20 protein-coding genes and 1 pseudogene are annotated in these 21,300 nt (G+C 71.1%); 9 read left to right on the top strand and 12 right to left on the bottom strand.

All coding sequences use genetic code 11. The annotated features are described in order from the left end of the window. The first annotated feature begins 145 nt into the window (after positions 1 to 145). The 5 genes from KUF83_RS15445 (at position 146) to KUF83_RS15465 (ending at position 6,152) form a co-directional block, all read left to right on the top strand. Entirely contained in the window at positions 146 to 1,141 is a 996-nt protein-coding gene (locus KUF83_RS15445) for a LacI family DNA-binding transcriptional regulator (protein WP_217455250.1), read from the top strand. Positions 1,142 to 1,251: 110 nt separating this feature from the next. Beyond that, positions 1,252 to 2,595 carry an ABC transporter substrate-binding protein gene (locus tag KUF83_RS15450; protein WP_217455251.1) on the top strand — a complete coding sequence of 448 codons (1,344 nt, stop codon included), beginning with the start codon at positions 1,252 to 1,254 and terminating at the stop codon, positions 2,593 to 2,595. Positions 2,596 to 2,603: 8 nt separating this feature from the next. Continuing rightward, entirely contained in the window at positions 2,604 to 3,566 is a 963-nt protein-coding gene (locus KUF83_RS15455; RefSeq protein WP_217455252.1) for a carbohydrate ABC transporter permease, read from the top strand. Then, a complete protein-coding gene (locus KUF83_RS15460) occupies positions 3,563 to 4,441 on the top strand; it encodes a carbohydrate ABC transporter permease (protein ID WP_217455253.1) in 879 nt (292 codons plus the stop codon). The genes KUF83_RS15455 and KUF83_RS15460 overlap by 4 nt, the downstream gene beginning before the upstream one ends. A 46-nt stretch (positions 4,442 to 4,487) precedes the next feature. After that, complete coding sequence (locus tag KUF83_RS15465) at positions 4,488 to 6,152, top strand: glycoside hydrolase family 13 protein (RefSeq protein WP_217455254.1); 1,665 nt, start codon at positions 4,488 to 4,490, stop codon at positions 6,150 to 6,152. Here KUF83_RS15465 and KUF83_RS15470 read toward each other — a convergent pair. Genes KUF83_RS15470 through KUF83_RS15485 form a run of 4 tightly spaced genes read right to left on the bottom strand, consistent with a single transcriptional unit; the run spans position 6,124 to position 9,492 of the window. Beyond that, positions 6,124 to 6,945, bottom strand: a complete 822-nt coding sequence (locus KUF83_RS15470) for an ABC transporter ATP-binding protein (RefSeq protein ID WP_217455255.1) — start codon at positions 6,943 to 6,945, stop codon at positions 6,124 to 6,126. The two genes, KUF83_RS15465 and KUF83_RS15470, sit on opposite strands and share 29 nt — an antisense overlap. Positions 6,946 to 6,965: 20 nt before the next feature. Then, complete coding sequence (locus KUF83_RS15475) at positions 6,966 to 7,754, bottom strand: ABC transporter permease (protein WP_217455256.1); 789 nt, start codon at positions 7,752 to 7,754, stop codon at positions 6,966 to 6,968. Beyond that, positions 7,751 to 8,524: an ABC transporter permease gene (locus KUF83_RS15480; protein ID WP_217455257.1), complete on the bottom strand. Its 774-nt coding sequence runs from the start codon at positions 8,522 to 8,524 to the stop codon at positions 7,751 to 7,753. Before KUF83_RS15480 ends, KUF83_RS15475 begins: the two co-directional genes overlap by 4 nt. Next, the gene (locus KUF83_RS15485; RefSeq protein ID WP_217455258.1) at positions 8,521 to 9,492 is read right to left on the bottom strand and encodes an ABC transporter substrate-binding protein; all 972 of its coding nucleotides are present in this window, start codon (positions 9,490 to 9,492) and stop codon (positions 8,521 to 8,523) included. Before KUF83_RS15485 ends, KUF83_RS15480 begins: the two co-directional genes overlap by 4 nt. A gap of 184 nt (positions 9,493 to 9,676) precedes the next feature. On the opposite strand from KUF83_RS15485, the gene KUF83_RS15490 reads away from it, so the two are divergent. Beyond that, positions 9,677 to 10,492, top strand: a complete 816-nt coding sequence (locus KUF83_RS15490; RefSeq protein WP_217455307.1) for an IclR family transcriptional regulator C-terminal domain-containing protein — start codon at positions 9,677 to 9,679, stop codon at positions 10,490 to 10,492. On the opposite strand, the gene KUF83_RS15495 is transcribed toward KUF83_RS15490, so the two are convergent. The 4 genes from KUF83_RS15495 to KUF83_RS15510 all read right to left on the bottom strand — a co-directional run bounded on the left by KUF83_RS15495 (position 10,443) and on the right by KUF83_RS15510 (position 13,435). Next, positions 10,443 to 11,387, bottom strand: coding sequence for a PDR/VanB family oxidoreductase (locus KUF83_RS15495; protein WP_217455259.1), 945 nt, complete (start codon positions 11,385 to 11,387; stop codon positions 10,443 to 10,445). The two genes, KUF83_RS15490 and KUF83_RS15495, sit on opposite strands and share 50 nt — an antisense overlap. After that, on the bottom strand, positions 11,384 to 11,554 hold the full coding sequence (locus KUF83_RS15500; RefSeq protein ID WP_217455260.1) for a hypothetical protein: 171 nt from the start codon (positions 11,552 to 11,554) through the stop codon (positions 11,384 to 11,386). Before KUF83_RS15500 ends, KUF83_RS15495 begins: the two co-directional genes overlap by 4 nt. Further along, positions 11,551 to 12,615 (bottom strand): aromatic ring-hydroxylating dioxygenase subunit alpha, encoded by a 1,065-nt coding sequence (locus KUF83_RS15505; protein ID WP_217455261.1) that lies wholly within the window; start codon positions 12,613 to 12,615, stop codon positions 11,551 to 11,553. The genes KUF83_RS15500 and KUF83_RS15505 overlap by 4 nt, the downstream gene beginning before the upstream one ends. Before the next feature lie 325 nt (positions 12,616 to 12,940). Next, the gene (locus KUF83_RS15510) at positions 12,941 to 13,435 is read right to left on the bottom strand and encodes a MarR family winged helix-turn-helix transcriptional regulator (protein ID WP_217455262.1); all 495 of its coding nucleotides are present in this window, start codon (positions 13,433 to 13,435) and stop codon (positions 12,941 to 12,943) included. A 218-nt stretch (positions 13,436 to 13,653) separates the two neighbouring features. On the opposite strand from KUF83_RS15510, the gene KUF83_RS15515 reads away from it, so the two are divergent. Further along, complete coding sequence (locus KUF83_RS15515) at positions 13,654 to 13,830, top strand: hypothetical protein (protein ID WP_308403016.1); 177 nt, start codon at positions 13,654 to 13,656, stop codon at positions 13,828 to 13,830. 19 nt (positions 13,831 to 13,849) lie between these two features. Here the strand turns inward: KUF83_RS15515 and KUF83_RS15520 are convergent, their stop codons facing one another. Beyond that, positions 13,850 to 15,382 carry a glycoside hydrolase family 43 protein gene (locus KUF83_RS15520; RefSeq protein ID WP_217455263.1) on the bottom strand — a complete coding sequence of 511 codons (1,533 nt, stop codon included), beginning with the start codon at positions 15,380 to 15,382 and terminating at the stop codon, positions 13,850 to 13,852. Positions 15,383 to 16,097: 715 nt separating this feature from the next. Between KUF83_RS15520 and KUF83_RS15525 the strand changes: the two genes are divergently transcribed. After that, positions 16,098 to 16,640 carry a DUF1360 domain-containing protein gene (locus KUF83_RS15525; RefSeq protein WP_217455264.1) on the top strand — a complete coding sequence of 181 codons (543 nt, stop codon included), beginning with the start codon at positions 16,098 to 16,100 and terminating at the stop codon, positions 16,638 to 16,640. 178 nt (positions 16,641 to 16,818) lie between these two features. Here KUF83_RS15525 and KUF83_RS41950 read toward each other — a convergent pair. After that, positions 16,819 to 17,055 (bottom strand): annotated as a pseudogene (locus KUF83_RS41950) (hypothetical protein); the annotation flags it as partial. Positions 17,056 to 17,319: 264 nt separating this feature from the next. On the opposite strand from KUF83_RS41950, the gene KUF83_RS15535 reads away from it, so the two are divergent. After that, positions 17,320 to 19,371 carry a phosphocholine-specific phospholipase C gene (locus KUF83_RS15535; RefSeq protein ID WP_217455265.1) on the top strand — a complete coding sequence of 684 codons (2,052 nt, stop codon included), beginning with the start codon at positions 17,320 to 17,322 and terminating at the stop codon, positions 19,369 to 19,371. 60 nt (positions 19,372 to 19,431) lie between these two features. Here KUF83_RS15535 and KUF83_RS15540 read toward each other — a convergent pair whose 3' ends face one another. Together KUF83_RS15540 and KUF83_RS15545 are read right to left on the bottom strand one after the other, a co-directional pair. After that, the gene (locus KUF83_RS15540; RefSeq protein WP_217455266.1) at positions 19,432 to 20,421 is read right to left on the bottom strand and encodes a DMT family transporter; all 990 of its coding nucleotides are present in this window, start codon (positions 20,419 to 20,421) and stop codon (positions 19,432 to 19,434) included. Continuing rightward, a complete protein-coding gene (locus tag KUF83_RS15545) occupies positions 20,418 to 21,266 on the bottom strand; it encodes a phosphatase PAP2 family protein (RefSeq protein WP_217455267.1) in 849 nt (282 codons plus the stop codon). The genes KUF83_RS15540 and KUF83_RS15545 overlap by 4 nt, the downstream gene beginning before the upstream one ends. Positions 21,267 to 21,300 lie beyond the last annotated feature (34 nt).

A 21,300-nucleotide genomic window follows, 5' to 3' on the forward strand; every position in this document is an offset into this window, starting at 1 on the left:
CCGGCCACCTCAGCGTGGTGCCCGCGGCCGAGGTCTGACGGCTCCCGGCAGGTCGAGGGGCGGCCCCTGCACGGCCTCTCCTGCGCGGTATCCCACGTTCCGTATTACGCAAACGGCTTGCATATCTTGCGCTATTCTTGCGCTCATGACGCGACGACTTGCTCAGGTGGCGAAGAAGGTCGGGGTCAGCGAGGCCACGGTCAGCCGGGTCCTCAACGGCAAGCCCGGGGTCTCCGACACCACCCGGCAGGCGGTGCTGTCCGCGCTCGACGTCCTCGGCTACGAGCGGCCCACCCAACTGCGCGGCGAACGCGCCAGGCTCGTGGGTCTCGTCCTGCCCGAACTGCAGAACCCGATCTTCCCGGCGTTCGCCGAGGTGATCGGCGGCGCGCTCGCCCAGTCGGGCCTGACGCCCGTGCTCTGCACCCAGACCAAGGGCGGTGTCTCCGAGGCGGACTACGTGGACCTGCTGCTCCAGCAGCAGGTCTCCGGCGTGGTGTTCGCGGGCGGCCTGTACGCGCAGGCCGACGCCCCGCACGAGCACTACCGGCGGCTCGCGGACCGCAACATCCCGGTGGTCCTGGTGAACGCGGCCATCGAGGACCTCGGCTTCCCGGCCGTCTCGTGCGACGACGCGGTGGCCGTGGAACAGGCCTGGCGGCACCTGGCCTCTCTCGGGCACGAGCGCATCGGGCTGGTCCTCGGTCCCGGCGACCACGTCCCCTCGCGCCGCAAACTCGACGCCGCACGCGCCCTGGGCGGTCTCACGGACGAGCGGGTCGCCCGCGCGATCTTCTCCCTCGAGGGCGGACAGGCCGCCGCCACCCGGCTGCTCGACCGGGGGGTCACCGGGATCATCTGCGCCAGCGACCCGCTCGCCCTCGGTGCCGTACGGGCCGCTCGCCGCAAGGGACTCGACGTACCGTCACAGATCTCGGTCGTCGGCTACGACGACTCGGCGTTCATGAACTGCACCGAGCCTCCGCTGACCACCGTCCGGCAGCCCATCGAGGCCATGGGGAGGGCCGCGGTGGAGCTGCTGAACGCGCAGATCGGCGGCAGCAGCGTGCCCACCGAGGAGCTGCTGTTCGAGCCCGAACTGGTGGTCCGGGGGTCCACCGCGCAGGCGCCACGACACTGAGATCCATTCGGCTGTCGAATAATTACAGATTTCACGCGGCATCTTGCGGGCTGATGTCGGCGGTGCTTGAGTGTGCGACGCCCACTGCTCCTGCCCAGAGGGGTCCACCGATGAGAAGCACCGGGATCCGCCGTACCTGCGTCACGCTCATGGCCTGCTCCATGGCGCTCACCGCCTGTGGCTCCGGCGACGACGAGGCGGCCGACGGAAAGACCCGTATCACCGTCAACTGCATGCCGCCCAAGAGCGCCAAGGTCGACCGCTCGTTCTTCGAGGCCGACATCAGGGCGTTCGAGAAGCGCAACCCGGACATCGACGTCGTTCCGCACGACGCGTTCCCCTGCCAGGACCCGAAGACCTTCGACGCCAAGCTCGCCGGCGGGCAGATGGAGGACGTCTTCTACACGTACTTCACCGACGCCCGGCACGTCGCCGACATCAACCAGGCCGCCGACATCACGCGGTACGTCAAGGACCTCAAGAGCTACGACACCATCCAGCGCCAGCTGCGTGACATCTACACCGTCGACGGCAGGATCTACGGCATCCCGCGCACCGGCTACTCCATGGGCCTGATCTACAACCGGAAGCTCTTCGAGAGGGCCGGACTCGACCCCGACCGGCCCCCGGCCACCTGGGACGAGCTGCGCGACGCCGCCAAGAAGATAGCGGGGCTCGGCAACGGCACCGTCGGATACGCCGACTACAGCGCGCAGAACCAGGGCGGCTGGCACTTCACCGCCGAGCTCTACTCGCAGGGCGGCGACGTCGTCAGCGAGGACGGCAAGAAGGCCACCATCGACACCCCCGAGGGAAAGGCCGTCCTGCAGAACCTCAAGGACATGCGGTGGACCGACAACTCGATGGGCAGCAAGCAGCTCCTCGTCATCAACGACGTCCAGCAGATGATGGGTTCGGGGAAGCTCGGCATGTACCTCTCCGCGCCCGACAACATCCCGATCCTCGTGAAGGAGAAGGGCGGCAACTACGAGGACCTGGCCCTCGCGCCCATGCCGGGCGGCCGGGGCACGCTCATCGGCGGCGACGGCTACATGTTCAACAAGAAGGCCACGCCCGAACAGATCAAGGCCGGCCTCAAGTGGCTCGACCACATGTTCCTCACGCCCGGTGACGGCTTCCTCGGCGACTACGCCCGCGCCAGGAAGAACGACGCCCCGGTGGGCCTGCCCGAACCCCGGCTGTTCAGCGGCGCCGCCGACGCGAAGGACCAGCAGGTCAAGAAGGCCAACGCCAATGTGCCGGTGGACAACTACCAGGCCTTCCTGGACGGCAACCAGGACCTGGAGATGAAGATCGAGCCGCCCCGGGCGCAGCAGATCTACTCCGTCCTCGACAGCGCGGTCTCCTCGGTCCTCACCAGGAAGGACGCCGACATCGACCAGCTGCTCAGCGACGCCTCCGGGAAGATCGACGCCATCCTCGCGCGGGGCTGACCCCCGCCATGAAGACAGCGTCCAGGCCCCCGGCGCCTCCTCCGACGGTTCTGCGCCGGACGGAGGCGCCCGGGCCCGGCCCGGGCCGGCGCCCGTTGGGCCGCCGCCTCGCCGACCAGGCGCGCGCGTACGCCTTCCTCCTCGGCGGCCTGCTCTGCTTCGCGCTCTTCTCCTGGTACCCGGCGGTCCGCGCGGTCGTGATCGCCTTCCAGGAGTACACCCCCGGCGCCGACCCGGAGTGGGTCGGCACCGACAACTTCACCCGCGTCCTCCAGGACCCGGAGTTCGCCGCGGCCTGGCGCAACACCCTCACCTTCACCCTGCTCGCCCTGCTCATCGGCTTCGCCGTGCCCTTCGCCCTGGCCCTCGTCCTCAACGAACTCCGGCACGCGAAGGCCTTCTTCAGGGTCGTGGTCTACCTGCCGGTGATGATCCCGCCGGTGGTCAGCGCCCTGCTCTGGAAGTGGTTCTACGACCCCGGCGCCGGCCTCGCCAACGAGACGCTGCGCTTTCTGCACCTGCCCACCTCGAACTGGTCCAACGGCACCGACACCGCCCTCGTCTCCCTGGTCGTCGTGGCCACCTGGGCCAACCTCGGCGGCACGGTCCTCATCTACCTGGCCGCGCTCCAGAGCATCCCCGGCGAGCTCTACGAGGCCGCCGAGCTGGACGGCGCGAACCTCTGGCAGCGCATCCGTCATGTGACGATCCCTCAGACCAGGTTCGTCATCCTGATGCTGATGCTCCTTCAGATCATCGCCACCATGCAGGTGTTCACGGAACCGTTCGTGATCACGGGAGGCGGACCCGAGAACGCCACGGTGACCGTGCTCTACCTGATCTACAAGTACGCCTTCCTCTACAACGACTTCGGCGGCGCCTGCGCGCTCAGCGTGATGCTCCTCGCGCTGCTCGGCGTCTTCTCGGCGGCGTACCTGCGGCTCACCCGTTCCGGAGAGGAGGCCTCATGAGCAGCACACGGACGCTTCTCTCACCGCTCGCCCTCGCCCGGCCCCGCGGCCGGGCGCTGTACTGGACCGTCTTCACCGGCGTGGTCCTCCTCTTCACGCTCGCCTTCCTCTTCCCCGTCTACTGGATGGTCTCCGGAGCCATGAAGTCCGCCGACGAGGTGACCCGCACCCCTCCGGCACTCGTCCCGGATCGGTGGCACCTCGGCGGCTACACCGACGCGTGGGACCTCATGGAACTGCCCACGCACCTGTGGAACACGGTCGTCCAGGCCACGGGCGCCTGGCTGCTCCAACTGGTCTTCTGCACGGCCGCCGCGTACGCCCTGTCCAAGTTGCGGCCCGCCTTCGGCAAGGTGATCCTCGGCGGCATCCTCGCCACACTGATGGTCCCGGCGCAGGCGCTCGTCGTACCGAAGTACCTGACCGTCGCCGACCTGCCGCTGATCCACACCAGTCTCCTCAACGACCCCCTCGGCATCTGGCTGCCCGCCGTGGCCAACGCCTTCAACCTCTATCTCCTGAAGCGGTTCTTCGACCAGCTTCCGCGCGACGTGCTGGAGGCGGCCGAGATCGACGGCGCCGGCCGGATGCGCACGCTCCGGTCGATCGTGCTCCCGATGTCCAGGCCGGTCCTCGGCGTCGTCTCGATCTTCGCGCTCGTCGCCGTCTGGCAGGACTTCCTCTGGCCGCTGATGGTCTTCTCCGACACCGGCAAACAGCCGATCAGCGTGGCACTCGTCCAGCTGTCCCAGAACATCCCGCTCACGGTGCTCATCGCCGCGATGGTGATCGCCAGCATTCCGATGGTCGCGATGTTCCTGGTGTTCCAGCGCCACATCATCGCCGGGATCAGCGCGGGCAGCACGAAGGGCTGACACCCCCGTGCGGAACCCGCCCCTCCGACAGAGAAAGGCAGGCACCGTGGGACAGCCTTCCCCCGCCCGCACGACGAAGGACACCTGGTGGCGCTCCGCCGTCATCTACCAGGTGTACGTACGCAGCTTCGCGGACGGCGACGGCGACGGCACCGGAGACCTCGCCGGAGTGCGGGCCGCACTGCCGTACCTCGCCGAACTCGGCGTGGACGCCCTGTGGTTCAACCCCTGGTACCCGTCCCCGATGGCCGACGGCGGCTACGACGTGAGCGACTACCGGGCCGTCGACCCGGCGTTCGGCACCCTCGCGGAGGCGGAGAAACTCATCGCGGAGGCCGCCGAGTCGGGCATCCGCACCCTCGTCGACATCGTCCCCAACCATGTCTCCGACCAGCACCCCTGGTTCCGCGCCGCGCTCGCCGCGGGGCCGGGCAGCCCCGAACGGGACCTCTTCCACTTCCGCCCGGGACGCGGCTCGCACGGTGAACTCCCACCCAACGACTGGCCGTCCCAGTTCGCGGGATCCACGGAGCCCGTCTGGACCCGGCTGCCCGACGGCGACTGGTACCTGCACCTGTTCACCCCCGAGCAGCCCGATCTCAACTGGACGCATCCGGCGGTCCGCAAGGAGCACGAGGAGGTACTGCGCTTCTGGTTCGAGCGGGGCGTGGCCGGTGTACGCATCGACTCGGCGGCCCTGCTCGTCAAGGACCCGGACCTGCCGGACTTCGTCGAGGGGCGCGACCCGCATCCGTTCGTCGACCGCGACGAACTCCACGACATCTACCGGTCCTGGCGGGCGGTCGCCGACGCGTACGACGGGATCTTCGTCGGTGAGGTCTGGCTTCCCGACTCCGAGCGCTTCGCCCGCTACCTCCGCCCCGACGAACTGCACACCGCCTTCAACTTCTCCTTCCTGTCCTGCCCGTGGGACGCGCGGGAGCTGCGCAGGTCCATCGACGAGACTCTCGCCGAGCACGCTCCGGTGGGGGCGCCCGCCACCTGGGTCCTGTGCAACCACGACGTCACCCGCACGGTCACCCGGTACGGCCGGGCGGACACCGCCTTCGCGTTCGCCACGAAGGCCTTCGGCACACCGTCCGACCTGGTGCTCGGCACCAGGCGGGCCCGGGCCGCCGCGCTGCTCTCGCTCGCGCTGCCCGGCGCCGCCTACCTCTACCAGGGCGAGGAACTCGGCCTGCCCGAGGCGGAGATCCCGCGCGAACGCATCCAGGACCCGATGCACTTCCGGTCGGGCGGGGCCGATCCGGGGCGCGACGGGTGCAGGGTCCCCCTGCCCTGGGTGGCGCGGGCCCCCCACGCCGGGTTCGGCTCACGCGAAGAGCCCTGGCTGCCCCAGCCGGCCGGGTGGAGCGCCTACGCCGCCGATCTGCAGGCACAGGACCCGGGGTCGATGCTGTCCCTCTACCGGACGGCGCTGAGCATCCGGCCGGAGCTCGGCGAGGGCCCTCTCGCCTGGCTGCCCGCGCCCGACGGTGTGCTCGCCTTCACCCGGGGGGAGGAGGCGGTGTGCGTCGTGAACCTCGCGGACGCACCGGCCGAGCTGCCCGCGCACTCCCGCCTCCTGGTCGCCAGCGGACCCCTGGACACCGACGGCCGACTGCCGAAGGACACGGCGGCCTGGCTGCGCACCGGCGACACGGGCGGGCCGGCGGGCCGGTTCAGTGAGGTGGAGGCGTCCCTGAGCTGAGGTCCTTGACCACACGGTCGACCGGTGCCCCGCGCTTCGCCGTCTGGATCTGTTCGTACACATGGGTCCGCAGTTCGGCGAAGCGCGGGGACACCCGTGTGTGCAACTGGTCCCGGTCGGCGGGGAGGTCGATCTTCAGCTGCTCCTGCACGACCGTCGGGGAGGAGGAGAGGATCAGCACCCGCTCGCCGAGATAGACGGCCTCGTCGATGTCGTGCGTCACGAAGAGGATGGTGATGCCCCGCTGCCGCCACAGTCCGCGGACCAGATCCTCCAGATCGGCACGCGTCTGCGCGTCCACCGCCGCGAACGGCTCGTCCATGAGCAGCACTCCGGGCTCGTACGCCAGAGCGCGGGCGATGGCCACCCGCTGCTGCATGCCTCCCGAGAGCTGCCAGGGATACGCGCCCGCGGCGTCCGTGAGCCCGACGGAGTCCAGGGCGTCGGCGACCAGCTCACGCCGCCGGGCCGCGCTCAACTTCTTCTGCCTGAGCGGGAGTTCGACGTTCTCACGCACCCTCATCCACGGGAACAGGCTGCGCCCGTACTCCTGGAAGACGATGGCCATGTCCGGGGGCGGGCCGGTCACCCGACGGCCCCCGACCGACACCTCGCCGGCCGTGGGCGTCAGCAGCCCGCCCACGCACTTCAGCAGCGTCGTCTTGCCACAGCCCGACGGCCCGACCAGACACACGAGTTCACCGGCGTCCACCGAGAAGGTCAGGTCGCGTACCGCCTCCACGCGCCGGCCCGACCCCTCGTAGACCTTCTTGAGGCCGCTTACGTCGAGCATGGACCGCCCTTTCGCGAGGTTCACGACGACCGCCGGGAAGCGTCACGCCGACCGTGGTACCAGCCGAGCGCACGGCGCTCGACCAGCCGGAAGACGACCGACAGCACGAAGCCGAGCAGACCGAGCAGCAGGATCCCGGTCCACATGTCGGGGATGGCGAAGCCGCGCTGGAACTGGACGATGGTGAAGCCGAGCCCGTTGCTGGCGGCGAACATCTCGCTGATGACCATCAGGATGATGCCGATCGACAGGGCCTGGCGCAGACCCGCGAAGATCTGCGGGCTGGCCGAGCGCAGCACGAGGTGCCGCAGACGGGCGGGGCCCGTGATGCCGTACGAGCGGGCCGTCTCCGCCATCACGGAGTCCACGGCCCGCACACCCTCGACCGCGTTGAGCAGGATCGGCCAGACGCAGCCGCTCGCGATCACCGCGATCTTCATCGTGTCGCCGATGCCCGCGAACAGCATGATGACCGGGACGAGCACGGGCGGCGGCACCGCGCGCAGGAACTCCAGCACCGGTTCGCACACCGCCCGCACCCGGCGGTACGAGCCGATCACCGTGCCCAGCGCCACCCCCGCGACGGCCGCGCACGCGTAACCGGCCGTCAGCCGCAGCAGACTGGGCAGCACGTCCCCGCGCAGCCGCTCCCCGGTCCACACGTCGGGGAACGTGGTGACGATGGTGCGCAGCGGCGGCCAGTAGACGTCGGTGCTGTCGTCCGACGCGAACCACCACACCACGACCAGCAGCGCGGGCAGCGCCACGACGAGGAGGAGCCGCAGCAGGACGGCCTCGGCGCGCCTCACACCGCCACCTCCCCGCGCACGGACTGGTGCCAGGCCAGCGCCCGCCGCTCCACCGTCCGTGCGCCCACGTTGATGAGCAGCCCGAGGAGGCCGGTGACCACCACCAGCGCGTACATCTCCGGCACCGCCTGCGACGTCTGGGCGACGGCGATGCGGGCGCCCAACCCCGGTGCGCCGATGACGAGTTCGGCGGTCACGGCGAGGATCAGCGCCACCGCCGCGGCCAGCCGCACACCCGTCATGACGTACGGGAGGGCCGTGGGCCACAGAACGTGCCGGATCCGCGCCCAGGTGCCGAGGCCGTACGAGCGGGCCGTCTCCTCGGCGACCGGGTCGACGTCCTGGACGCCGTACATGACCTGGACGAGGACCTGCCAGAACGACGCGTAGACGACCAGCAGGAGGACCGAGCGCAGTTCGGTGCCGTACAGCAGCACGGCCAGCGGGATCAGCGCGACCGACGGGATCGGGCGCAGGAACTCGATCGTCGAGGAGGTCGCCTCGCGCAGGTACGGCGTGACCGAGATCAGGACCCCCGCGAGAATGCCCGCGGTCACGGCGATCACGAGACCCAGCGCCCAGCCGGTGAGCGTGTCCCCGAGCGCGGTCCAGAACGCCTCGTCCGCGAGTTCCGTCGCGAACGCGTCGGCGATGCGGCTGGTCGGCGGGAAGTAGTCCTCGTCGACCACGCCGAGCCGCGGCACCGCCTCGCCCAGGGCGAGGAAGGCCGCGAGCCCGGATGCGCCCAGGAGGGCGTTGGCGCCTCTCACGGCAGCAGCTTGTCCAGGTCCGGCGCCTTGTCGAACAGCCCGTCCTGCTGCCCCAGTTCGGCCAGCCTCTCGATGGAGGCGCGGTCCGGTTCGGCGGGCCAGCGGGGCAGGGTCAGCTGCTCCAGGAGGGTGTCCGGGATCTTCGTGTACGTGGTGATGATCTCGCGGACCTCCTCCGGATGGCTGTCGGCGTACGCGAGCGACTCGGCGGTCGCCTCCTGGAACTTCTTCACCATCCCGGGGTTCTTCTGCGCGTACCGCTCGGAGGTGAAGTACATGGCCACGGTGAGGTCCGGCGACACGTCGACGAAGAGCGACGCGATGCTGGTGCCGCCCTGGGACTTGATGGTGGCGAGCGCGGGTTCCACGACGCAGGCCGCGTCCACCTGGCCACCCGCGAGTGCGGCGGGCATCTGGTCGAAGGGCATCTCGACGAACTTCACCTCGGAGGGGTCCCCGCCGTCCTTGCGGACCGATTCGTTGACCGAGGTGTCACAGATGTTGTTGAGCGTGTTGACGGCGACCTTCTTGCCCTCCACGTCCTTGGCGGACTTGAGGGGACTGTCCTTCTTCACGGCGAGTTCCGCGAAGTCGGCCTTCTGCTTGCCGGTGGAGGCGACGCCGTTGGCGACGGCCTTGACCGGCACGTTCTTCGACCGGGCGACCAGCAGGGACGTCGTGTTGCTGAAGCCGAAGTCGAACTGGTCAGCGACGACGCCGGGCACGATGGCCGCTCCGCCCTGCGCGCTCGTCAGCGACAGCTTGATGCCCCGCTTGCTGTAGAACCCCTTCTTCTCACCCAGGTACAGGGGTGCGACGTCGATGATGGGGATGACGCCGACCTTGATCGTGGTGGTGCCGCCGGACGCCTTGTCCTTGTCGTCCGACCCCGGGGAGTCGGACGAACCGCAGGCCGTCGCGGCGGCCAGCACGGCGCCGGCCGTGAGGCCGATGAGCAGACGACGCATGACTCCCCCTAGTGGGACAGTTCTTCGACAGGCTGTGCGCAGACCGCACAGAAGTGCTCAGCGGGAACGTAGAACGTGGCCGGGGAACAGGTCAATGCCCTTGACGCGCACGGTTGTTGACAGTTGCCGAAGTGTGCTCCTAGCGTGCGCACAGCGCACCCCCGTGCGTCCCGTGGAGGCGATGATGCCCGCAGGAGCCCGCGAACCGCACTTCGTCCGTTCCTTCGAGCGTGGTCTCGCGGTCATCCGCGCCTTCGACGCAGACCACCCCGAACTGACGCTCAGCGAGGTGGCGCGGGTCAGCGACCTGACCCGCGCGGCGGCCCGCCGCTTCCTGCTGACGCTCTACGACCTGGGATACGTGGCGACGGACGGCCGGACGTTCCGCCTGACCCCGCGCGTCCTCGAACTCGGATACTCGTACCTGTCGAGTGTCACGCTGCCGGAGATCGCCGAGCCGCACCTGGAACAACTCGTCGCGCAGATACGGGAGTCGTCGTCCCTGTGCGTCCTCGACGGCGACGACATCGTGTACGTGGCCCGGGTGCCCACCCACCGCATCATGACCGCCACGATCACCGTCGGAACCCGCTTCCCGGCCCATCTGACGTCCGTGGGACGGGTGTTGCTCGCGCAGCTGCCCGACGAGGAGACCGACGCCCGGCTCGCGCGCGCGGACCTGCGGCCCCTGACGCCCCGCACGATCACGTCGGCCGACCTGCTGCGCACGGAACTGCGCCGGGTGCGCCGCCAGGGGTACGCGATCGTCGACCAGGAACTGGAGGAGGGCCTGCGCTCGGTCGCCGTCCCGGTGCGCGACCGGGACGGCGAGGTGGTGGCGGCGGTCAACGTCCCCGTGCACGCCAGCCGCAACTCCGTGGAGTCCGTACGCCGTGACCTGCTGCCTCATCTGCTGGCCACGGTCGCCCGGATCGAGGCGGACCTGCGGATCACAGGTCGAGCACGAGGCGCTTCCCGCGGCACCGGGACACACAGATGAGCATGGTCTCGCCGGCCTCCCGCTCCTCGTCCGTGAGCACCGAGTCGCGGTGGTCCGGCGTCCCGTCGACGACGTCCGTCTCGCAGGTCCCGCAGGTGCCCTCGGTGCAGGAGAAGAGCACCTCCACACCCGCCGCCCGCACGGTGTCGAGCACGGACACGTCCGCGGGGACGGTGAGCGTACGGCCCGAACGCTCCAGGACCACCTCGAACTCCGTGTCCGCGCCGGTCTCCTGCACCTTGGGCTGGAAGCGCTCGACGTGCAGCGCGCCCTTCGGCCACACCGCGCACCGCTCCTCCACCGCGTCCAGCAGCGGACCGGGGCCGCAGCAGTAGACGAGGGTGTCCGGCTGCGGGGAGCCGAGCACGGAGGCCAGGTCCAGCAGCCCCGTCTCGTCCTGCGGGGCGATGCTCACCCTGTCCCCGTACCGGCTCAACTCCGCGGTGAACGCGATGGATTGGCGGGTCCTGCCGCCGTACAGCAGCGTCCAGTCCGCGCCCGCGGCCTCCGCGGCGGCCAGCATCGGCAGGATGGGTGTGATGCCGATGCCGCCCGCGACGAAGCGGTAGCGGGGCGACGGCTGGAGGGCGAAGTGGTTGCGGGGCCCGCGGACGACGACCTTGTCCCCCGTCCGCAACTGCCCGTGCACATAGGCGGATCCGCCGCGTCCGTTGGGCTCGCGCAGGACGGCGATCCGCCACGAGGTCCGGTCGGCGGGGTCGCCGCACAGCGAGTACTGGCGCTGCAGGCCGGAGCCCAGCACGACGTCGATGTGGGCGCCGGGCTCCCAGCCAGGCAGGTCCTCGCCCAGCGGATGACGGAGGGTGAGGGCGAGCACGCCGTCGGCCGCCGGATCCCTGCGGTCGACGACGAGTTCGGCTTCGTACGAGGTCATGAGCCGTGTCCTTGGGGGGAGTGTCCTTCGGGGTGGGCGAGCATCCACTCCCACATCTCGATCGGGTCCTCGGCGGTGTGCTCGGCCCCGCAGTGACAGGTGCCGTGCAGCACGTCCGTGCCCGGCAGCCAGTCGATGCGGTAGACCTCACCGGTGGGGCTGGTCACAGGACCGTCTCCATGGGCTTCTCGCCCTCCTCGACCAGCCGGGCGAGGATGCGGCGGGCGGCGAGACCGCCGGTGTCGATGTTGATACTCAGTTCCTGGTAGCCGGTCCGTTCCGTGCCCAGCGTCCTCTGCAGCAGGTTGAGCGCGTCGACGTCCTGCATGACCACCGTGTGGTTGTTCGCCCGCAGGAAGTCGGTGACCTCGTCGTCGTCGGTCGCCCAGTCGCGCGAGACCATCCAGAAGTCGTACACCTTGCCGTCGGCGGACGGCGTGATGGCGTACGTGATCTCCGTGTGGAAGCCGTTCGGGTCGCTCCCGTCGGCCTCGGGCAGGACACCCACCGGCGCGATGCGGCTGTGCAGCAGGTACAGACAGGGCGCGTGGTACTCGATGTCCTGCCAGCGGGTGATCCGCCCCTCGATGCCGGTCGAACGGGCGTAGAACGGCGGGCACTCGGCGTCGTCCATGTGCCGGCTCACCCGGACGATGCCCGCGCCCTCGTCCACCTCCGTGGTGATCGGCGTCTCGGCGACCTCGGGCGTGCCGATGTACCCGCCGTGCAGATACGTCTCGTGGGACAGGTCGAGGAGGTTGTCGACGAGCAGACCGTAGTCGGCGTCGATCGGCTCCATGCCCCGCACGGTGAGCCAGCCGGGCGCATCGAGGTGCCTGGCCCGCGGTATGACCTCCGGGTCGGCGAGGGCCGGGTCGCCTATCCACACCCAGATCAGGGCATCCTGCTCGACCACCGGGTAGGAGGCGACGCGGGCGGTACGGGGAACGCGTTTCTGACCGGGCACGTACACGCACGCGCCCGTCGTGTCGTACGTGAAGCCGTGGTAGCCGCAGACGATCCGGTCCCCGTCGAGCCCGCTCTCGGAGAGCGGGTAGCGGCGGTGCACGCAGCGGTCGTGCAGGGCGACGGGCCGGCCGTCCTCCTCGGTGCGGTAGAAGACGAGCGGCTCACCGAGAATCGTCCGGCCGAGCAACTCACGCCCCACCTCGTGGGCGTAGGCGGCGACGTACCACTGGTTCCTGGCGAACGCAGTCGTGTGAGGCATGGATGCGGCTCCCGTCTCTCTGGTGTGGCGACATCGTCCTGACAGAGCCCGCGGGGCCGCAAGGCCACTTCCGCCCCGCGGAAGCGCACGGTTGAACAGGCTGGTCGGAGCAGTCACTCGTCGACAGAGTCCACGCCGTGGACGGCTGGGACGAGCTCCTGGCCAAGGTGCACGCCGCCGGAGAGGCGAGGGGGCGGTGCTCCAAGGAAGTGAACCGGCACGTCCGCCCGGACGGAGACCTCCGCCTCCTCCGGTACCTACCGGTGCGGAGGCCGGCTCGGAGCGGCGGCCCGGCGGCCCCGGTGGTGCGTGGCCCCGGCGCGGGTCAGGGCAGGCGGGGCAGCACGTCCCGGGCCGAGTGGCTGAGGATGCGGAGGTTCTCCGCGAACCGCTCGCGCTCCTCGGCGGGGAGCGGCCGCGTGAAGTACCGCTCGATGTTCGCCACATGGACCCGGGAGGCGCGGACCGTCGTCTCCTCGCCCAGCGGAGTGAGCCGCACCAGCTTCCCGCGGCGGTCGTCGGGGGCCGCCGCACGCGCCACGAGCCCCGCGGCCTCCATACGGTCCACCAGCCGGGTCGCGCCGCCCGTGGTCAGGATCTGCTCCTGGGCGATGGCCCGCATCGACAGACCCGGCGCGCCCGCCCGGCCGAGGATCAGCAGCACCTCGAACATCAGGTGGCTGATGCCGCACTCCTCCTCAAGGGCCCGCCCCAGGATGTACTCCAGCCGGTTGGCCGCCCCCTGCAGCCGCCCGAACGCCAGGATCGACTCGTCGTCGGCGGCCTCCTTCGCCGTGCTGATCCCCGCCCGCTCACTCACGGCTCGCCGCCCCCTCTTCCGTCGTCCGGAACACCACCGTACCGATCATGCCCGGTACGGCTCCGCTCCGGAACGGCCGGACCCCCGGAGCAGCCGGACACCGGAACGGTCCGGCTACTGCGGGGGAGACGCGGTGGTCCGGCGCGGCACCAGCGTGGGGGAGAGCTTGACCTGGACCGGGGACTTGTGGCGGCCGGACCCTCCGGTATCAGGCGGTCGTGCCCGCGAACACCGGAGCGACACTGCGCCTGCCGACCGCCTCCGCCGACGCCGTCCGCGAAGGCCGGACCCCGCTGTCACGGGCGGACGGTGTGCGGTTCCTGGGCCATGCGGACGGCGTGTCCTCGTACCGGATCCCGTCCGGCACGTACGACCTGACGGCCCGGCTCCGCTGACCGCGCGGGGTCGTGCCCGTCAGGCCGGGCGCAGCTCGAACCAGTCGAAGGCCGCGCTGCCCCGGGTGGCGTACATGCCGAAGACCCGGCCGGTGAAACCTCCGGCGACCTCGGTGGTGAGGTAGCGGCCGTCGAGCTCCGCGAGGATTTCGAAGCGGCCGCCGTCGGTCTCGTAGCCCAGGCGGAGGGTGTCGGGGCCGCCGGCGCGCAGACCGGACGGGGGAGCCGCCTTTGGATCGCGGACGGTGACCGAGGGCGGCAGCACGTCGGTGGTGGTGACGTCGATGCGCAGGGTCACCGGGCCGTCGGGGACGGATCGTTGGGCCATCACCTGGCGCAGCGGTCCGATCCTGGCGACCGCGCGGACCGCGCCGTCGGCCACCTCCACCTCGTAGTGGTGGGCCTCGTCCAGGCGTACCGCGAGCCCGCCCCGGCCGTCGCCGGTGACGTCGGCGAGGGTGCGCGCGGTGCAGTCGGGGTCGCGCTGGCGGCGTCCGACGAAGAGCGCGCCGGGTGTGTCGAGGCTGTCCGCGCGGGCGTGCAGGACCAGGTGGCCCGGCCGTTCGTCGAGACGCGTGGCCTCGGGGTCGTTGCGCCGCAGCGACACCCAGCACGGCGCGAGCGCGGGGGAGTCGAAGTCGTCCCGGTCCGGTTCCCGCGGCCAGGGATGCGGCGTGAGCGCCGGGGCCTCGGCCCGCAGTTCCAGCGGGCCGGGCAGCGGCCACCCGTCCTCCCAGCGCACCGGTGCCAGGAACGTCTCGCGGCCCATGCCGTGGTACATCGGGGTGTCGCCGCGCGGCCTGGTGCCCAGCAGCACCATCCACCACGTGCCGTCGCCCGCCTGCACCAGATCGCCGTGGCCGGTGCTCTGCACCGGATGGCCGGTACTGCGGTGGGAGAGCACGGGGTTCGCCGGGTGCGGTTCGAACGGTCCCGGCAGGGTGCGGGCCCGGGCGACCGACAGCGCGTGGCCGCGTTCGGTGCCGCCCTCCGACAGCAGCAGGTACCACCAGTCGCCGATCCGGTACAGGTGCGGCCCCTCGGGGTACTGCAGTCCGCTGCCCGACCACATCGGCACCGGCTCGCCCAGCAGCTGTCCCGACTTCGGGTCGATGCGCACGCCGCGGATGCCGCCCGCGGAGAACACGCACCAGCACGTCCCGTCCTCCTCCCAGGCCAGGTCCGGGTCGATGCCGGGCACGCCGACGGGCACCGGATCCGACCAGGGCCCGGCGGGGTCCTCGGCGGTCACGAGGACGTTGCCCGCTCCGGCGACCACGGTCGTGATCAGCCAGAACAGACCGTCGTGGTGGCGCAGCGTCGGGGCGTACACCCCCGTGGAGGCGGGGGCCGTGTCCGGCAGGTCCAGTTGCGAAGGCCGGTCGAACGCGTGTCCGATCAGTCGCCAGTTCGCCAGGTCACGGCTGTGCCGGATCGGCACGCCGGGCACGTATTCGAAGCTGGACGTGGCCACGTAGTAGTCGTCGCCGACCCGGCAGATGCTCGGGTCGGGACTGAAGCCGGGTATGACGGGATTGTCGAAGAACGCCATGTCCGTCCTGAGGGGAGTGCGGTCGGGGAGAGTGCGCCGCGGGGAGACGTCCGCGCGGGGGCGGGGGCCCGATGAGTGGTGGTCACGCCTCGAAGCCGGGGGCCCGAGGCCGGGGTTCACCGGTGAGCACCACGAACGGGGCGCGCGGGCCCGGGAGTCGGGCCGCCGGGCCGGCCGGCACGGATGCGGTACTCACAGCGGGCGACCCCTTGCCGGTGGTAGCTGTAGAAAGCGCTGTCACCTCACGCGTGAAAGGTACCCCGGGGCGCGCGTCGAGGGGGCCGCACGCGTTGATGAAGGCCGGCGGGCGGCCGCGTCCGCTCACACGGCACACTCCACGCGCACCGGATGCTCCCGCCCGTCCCATGGTGCGAGCGCGGCGTGGGTCCGCGGATGACGTCACCGGACGCCTGACCGGGCCGTTGCGCCGCGCGGCCGGGCGGCGGGACGGCGGCACGGGCGGGAGCCGACGCCCGCCGGTCGTTTGCCGTACGCCCCGGTGGGGACCCGGTGCCCCATGCGCACAACGTCTCCTCGCCGCCGACCGCGGCAGAACCGGACCCTCTGGCTCCTCGGCCGGCAGGAACGGGAGCCGCGGGCAGACACGGTGACCGACGCGCTCCGTACGGGCACACGGTCCCTGCCGCTCGGACGGAGACGAGTGACGATGACACGACGGACCGGCGAACGAGCGGGACAGGAGCGGTGACGGCTCATGGGCACAGCGACTGAGCACCGCCTCGCGGGACGTCTGCAGGGATTCCTCCGAGGCACGAAGAAGAACTACTCGGCAGGGCACGAGCGTCCTCTGGGCGGCTATCTGGCGGCCATGGCCGGATTCGGGGTGTACACAGCGGCCTGGTCGACGGTGGTACGGCTCCGGGGGCGCCCCCTGCCCGACCGGCCCGCGCCCTGGGACGTGGCGCTGACCGCGGTGGCCGCGTTCCGGCTCAGCCGCCTCCTCAGCAAGGCGGCGGTGACCAGCCCTCTGCGAGCCCCGTTCACGACGTACGTCGGTCCGCAGGGCCCGGCCGAACTGCACGAGGAGGCACGGGCCGGCGCCGGCAAGGACACCGTCGGCGAGCTGGTCACCTGCCCGTTCTGCACGAGTGTGTGGGTGGTGTCGACCCTGACCGCCGGCCAGTTGCTCTGGCCGCGGGCCACGCGCACCGCCATGGGCGCGCTCACGGCCCTGGCCGGAGCGGACGCGCTGCAACTGACGTACGCGGCGCTGGTGGACAGGACCGAAGGCGAGTGACCGTCCTGGACGTACCGGCGCGTCCCTATGACCGGACTCGTGACGCACTCGGCCCCTGTCCTCCGGAGGCCCCGGTCACGAAGGCGGCCGCCGGGACGGCGGGGGTGCCGCTCTGCGCCGTGCCGGCCGCCGCCGCACTCCGCGAACGGCACTGGGTGATTCCCTCACCGCGAGGACCTCACGACGTCGACCCGGTCCGGTCACCGGGGCACACCGCGCTGACCGGCGACCTCGGCCCCGACACGCCCTCGTCCTGGAGGGGCGGGGCTGTCGCGGTGCCGCCGTGCCATGCGCGGAGCAGCACGGTGGCGTCGTCGTAGAGGCGCCCGTCGTGGTGGTGCGGCACGGCGCGTACGAGCCTGCGCGGCGTCTCCGGAGCGGCCAGGCCGTCGGCCTGGTGCCGGATGGCGAACTCGACACGATCAGCGGCGGCCTGGCACCGCCCTCGCGAGGCCAGGGCCCCATGAACCCCGGAAACCGCGGCGGACCTGCCCGGGGCACGGGCGTCTCCCCGGGGAAGAACACCGGCACCTCGCGTACCGCCGTCTTTCACGCGGGCGCCACGCGGCCCTTCCCTGACGTTCGTTGCTCTTGGAACACTCCTTTCGCACACGTTTCAGCACAAGCAGGGCCGTCCGCCAGTCGCCCCGTACCCGTCAGGACGAGAGGTCACCCAGTCATGACCGAAGTGAATCGGCGCCGATTCCTGCAACTCGCAGGCGGCACCGCGGCGTTCACCGCGCTGTCGGAGAGCATCGCCAAGGCCGCGGCGATCCCCGCGGGATACCACCGCGGCACCATCGAGGACGTCGAGCACATCGTCGTCCTCATGCAGGAGAACCGTTCCTTCGACCACTACTTCGGTGCGCTCAGAGGTGTCCGCGGTTTCGGCGACCCGCACCCGGTCGCGCTCGACAACGGCAAGTCGGTGTGGCACCAGTCGGACGGCACCAAGGACCTGCTGCCCTTCCATCCGGAGGCCGACGACCTCGGCATGCAGTTCCTGGAGGGCCTCCCGCACAGCTGGCCCGACGGGCACGCCGCCTACAACGGGGGCAAGTACGACAAGTGGGTCCCCGCGAAGGGCCCCACGACCATGGCGTACCTGACGCGCGAGGACATTCCGTTCCACTACGCCCTCGCCGACACCTTCACCGTCTGCGACGCCTACCACTGCTCGTTCATCGGCTCCACCGACCCGAACCGCTACTACATGTGGACGGGCTTCACGGGCAACGACGGCAAGGGCGGCGGCCCGGTCCTCGGCAACGACGAGGTCGGCTACGACTGGACGACCTACCCCGAGCGCCTGGAGAAGGCCGGGATCTCGTGGAAGGTCTACCAGGACATCGGCAACGGCCTCGACGCGGCCGGCTCCTGGGGCTGGATCTCCGACCCGTACCGCGGCAACTACGGCGACAACTCGCTGCTCTACTTCAACAAATACCGCAACGCCAAAGCCGGCGACCCGCTGTACGACAAGGCCCGCACCGGCACCGACGCCCGCAAGGGCGAGGGCTTCTTCGACCAGCTGCGCGCCGACGTCAAGGGCGGCAAGCTTCCGCAGATCTCCTGGATCGCCGCCCCCGAGGCCTTCTCCGAGCACTCCAACTGGCCCTCGAACTACGGTGCCTGGTACATCTCCCAGGTGCTGGAGGCGCTCACCTCCGACCCCAAGGTGTGGGCGAAGACGGCCCTGTTCATCACGTACGACGAGAACGACGGCTTCTTCGACCACGTCGTTCCGCCGCTGCCGCCGCGCGACGCCGACCGTGGCAAGTCCACCGTCGACGTCGGCCCGGACCTCTTCGCGGGCAGTGCGACCAACGTCGCCGGTCCGTACGGTCTCGGTCCGCGGGTGCCGATGCTCGTCGTCTCGCCCTGGAGCAAGGGCGGTTACGTCTGCTCCGAGACCCTGGACCACACCTCGATCGTCCGGTTCATGGAGCGTCGCTTCGGTGTCGAGGAGCCGAACATCTCGCCCTGGCGGCGGGCCGTCTGCGGTGACCTGACCGGGGCGTTCGATTTCTCCCGCAAGGACAGCAGGCCGGCCGACCTCCCGGACACCGACGCGTACGAGCCGCCGGACAAGGACCGGCACCCGGATTACAAACCGACACCGCCCGCCGACCCGAAGCTGCCCAGGCAGGAGCGCGGTCTGCGGCCCGCACGCCCGCTGCGGTACGCGCCGTGGATCGACGGCTCGGCGGACCCGAAGGCCGGGAAGTTCACGCTGACCTTCGCCTCGGGCCGGAAGGCCGGCGCCTCCTTCCACGTGACCTCCGGGAACCGCACCGACGGCCCGTGGACGTACACCACCGAGGCGGGCAAGAGCGTCGCGGACACCTGGAACTCCGCGTACTCGAACGGCTCGTACGACCTGACCGTGCACGGACCCAACGGTTTCGTACGCGTCTTCAAGGGGCCGGGGAAGGCCGCAGGACCCGAGGTCACCGCACGGCACGACGGGGACGACATCGAGCTGACCTTCACCAACAAGGGGTCGCGCACGGTCGGTCTCAAGCTCAGCAGCGGCTACGGCGGCAGGCCCCGGTCGTTCCGGGTACGGCCCGGCGCGACCGTCAGGCACACCGTGGACCTGCGGGCGAGCAGGCGGTGGTACGACCTCACCGTCGTGTCCGACGCGGACGGCTCGTTCCTGCGCCGCTTCGCGGGGCACGTCGAGAACGGCCGGGTGGGCGTCAGCGACCCGGCGATGGCCAGGGCGTGAGCGGGGCGGGCGGGGCGGTCACGGACATCCGCGACCGCTCCGCCCGCCGTGTGCCCTCGGCTACAGCGGGGTGAGATGCCCCGGCTTCGGCTGCCGCGGCAGCAACGAGGGCTCGTACGCGGCCGATCCGGGCTCCAGCGCGAGGACCGCGGCCACCGGATGCTCCTCCTCCACCGGATCGTCCACCGGATCGTCCGCCGATGGGCTCGGCGGTGAGGGCACGGCAACCGGGTTCGGTGCGGCACGCGACAGTGTCACCACGCCCCAGGCCGCGACCGCCGCCCCGGCTCCCGCGAGCAGCAGGCCCGCCGCCCCGCCCTGCAGCCGTTCGCCGAGCAGCGAGAGACCGATCACCGCGGCGGCGATCGGATTGGCCAGCGTCACGACCGCGAGCGGGGCCCCGAGGCCGCCCTTGTACGCGGTCTGCGAGAGCAGCAGTCCGCCCGCCGCGAAGGCCGCGACCAGCAGGGCCACCACGACCACCTGTCCGCTGAGCAGCGGGCCCGTGCGGTCCGTCGCCGCGACCGTCACGGTCTGCGTGAGCGCCGACGCGACGCCCGAGGCGAAACCGGACGCGGTCGCGTGCCGGAGCCCGGGGCGTGTGCCGGGCCGGGAGAGCGCGCCGATGAGGGTCGCGGTGACGCCCGCCACGGCCAGGGCCTGCGGAACGCTCAGCACGTCGTCGGGGGCGGGCCCGGACGCCGTGACGAGCACCGCGCAGAGCCCGGCCAGTGTCAGCGCCGTACCGCGCCACTCGACTGCGGTCACCCGCCGTCCCGCCATCCGCGCGCCCAGCGGAACCGCGGCCACCAGGGTGAGCGCGCCGAGCGGCTGGACGAGGGTGAGCGTTCCGTACTTGAGCGCGGCGACGTGCAGCAGCGCGGCGCCGGCGTTGAGACCGACCGACCACCACCAGGCACCGCGGCTCAGCAGCCGCAGTACTCCGGTGCCGTCGGTCCGCGAGGCCAGCCGTTCCTGGGCCACCGCGGCGGCCGCGTACGCGACGGCGGAGAACAGCGACAGGACGACGGCGACGAGCGTGGCGCTCATCGTCCGGCTCCCACGAGCTCGGGTGCCTCCGGCACGCCGGGCCCGTCCTGTCCGTCCGGCGTCCTCGGTACGGGGTTGCCGGCGTCCTCGCGACCCCGCCCGGACCGGGTGGTCGGCGCCGTCCGGCCCGGCGGGCGGATCACGGCGAGAGCGATGCCGAGGAGGGCGGCCGCCACGATCGCGTCGAGCCAGTAGTGGTTCGCCGTGCCGACGATCACCAGCAGGGTCACCAGCGGATGCAGCAGCCACAGCCACCGCCACCTGGAGCGGGTGGCGACGATCAGGCCGATCGCGACCATCAGGGCCCAGCCGAAGTGCAGCGACGGCATCGCCGCGAACTGGTTCGACAGGGAATCGGTCTCGGGGGAGGCGCCGTACACCGTGGGCCCGAAGACCTGACCGGTGTCCACGAGGCCCGTCGCGGCGAGCATGCGCGGCGGGGCCAGCGGGAACGTGAGATGCACCACCAGGGCGGCGGCCGTGACCGCGGCGAGGACCCGGCGGGCCCACACGTAGTGCCCGGGCCGCCGCAGGTACATCCAGACCAGGAAGGCCGCGGTGGCGGGGAAGTGCACGGTCGCGTAATAGGTGTTGGCGACGTGCACGAGGGTGTCGCCGTGCAGCATCGCGGACTGCACGAAGCCCTCACCGGGCAGGTGCACGAGCCGTTCCAGGTCCCACACGCGGTGCGCGTTGCCGAAGGCCTCGGCGGTGTGGCCCGTGGCCAGCTGCCGGCCGAGTTTGTAGACGAGGAAGAGCCCCGCGACGAGCAGGAGCTCCCGGACGAGGGGTGGCCGCGCTGTCGCGGCGGATTCCTTCTGTGCAGGCTCGGTTGGGCGTTCCATCCCCCGGCCCCTTTGCTTGACGGTCCCACGTGTG

The organism is Streptomyces sp. BV286, assembly GCF_019090165.1.
GTDB lineage: Bacteria > Actinomycetota > Actinomycetes > Streptomycetales > Streptomycetaceae > Streptomyces.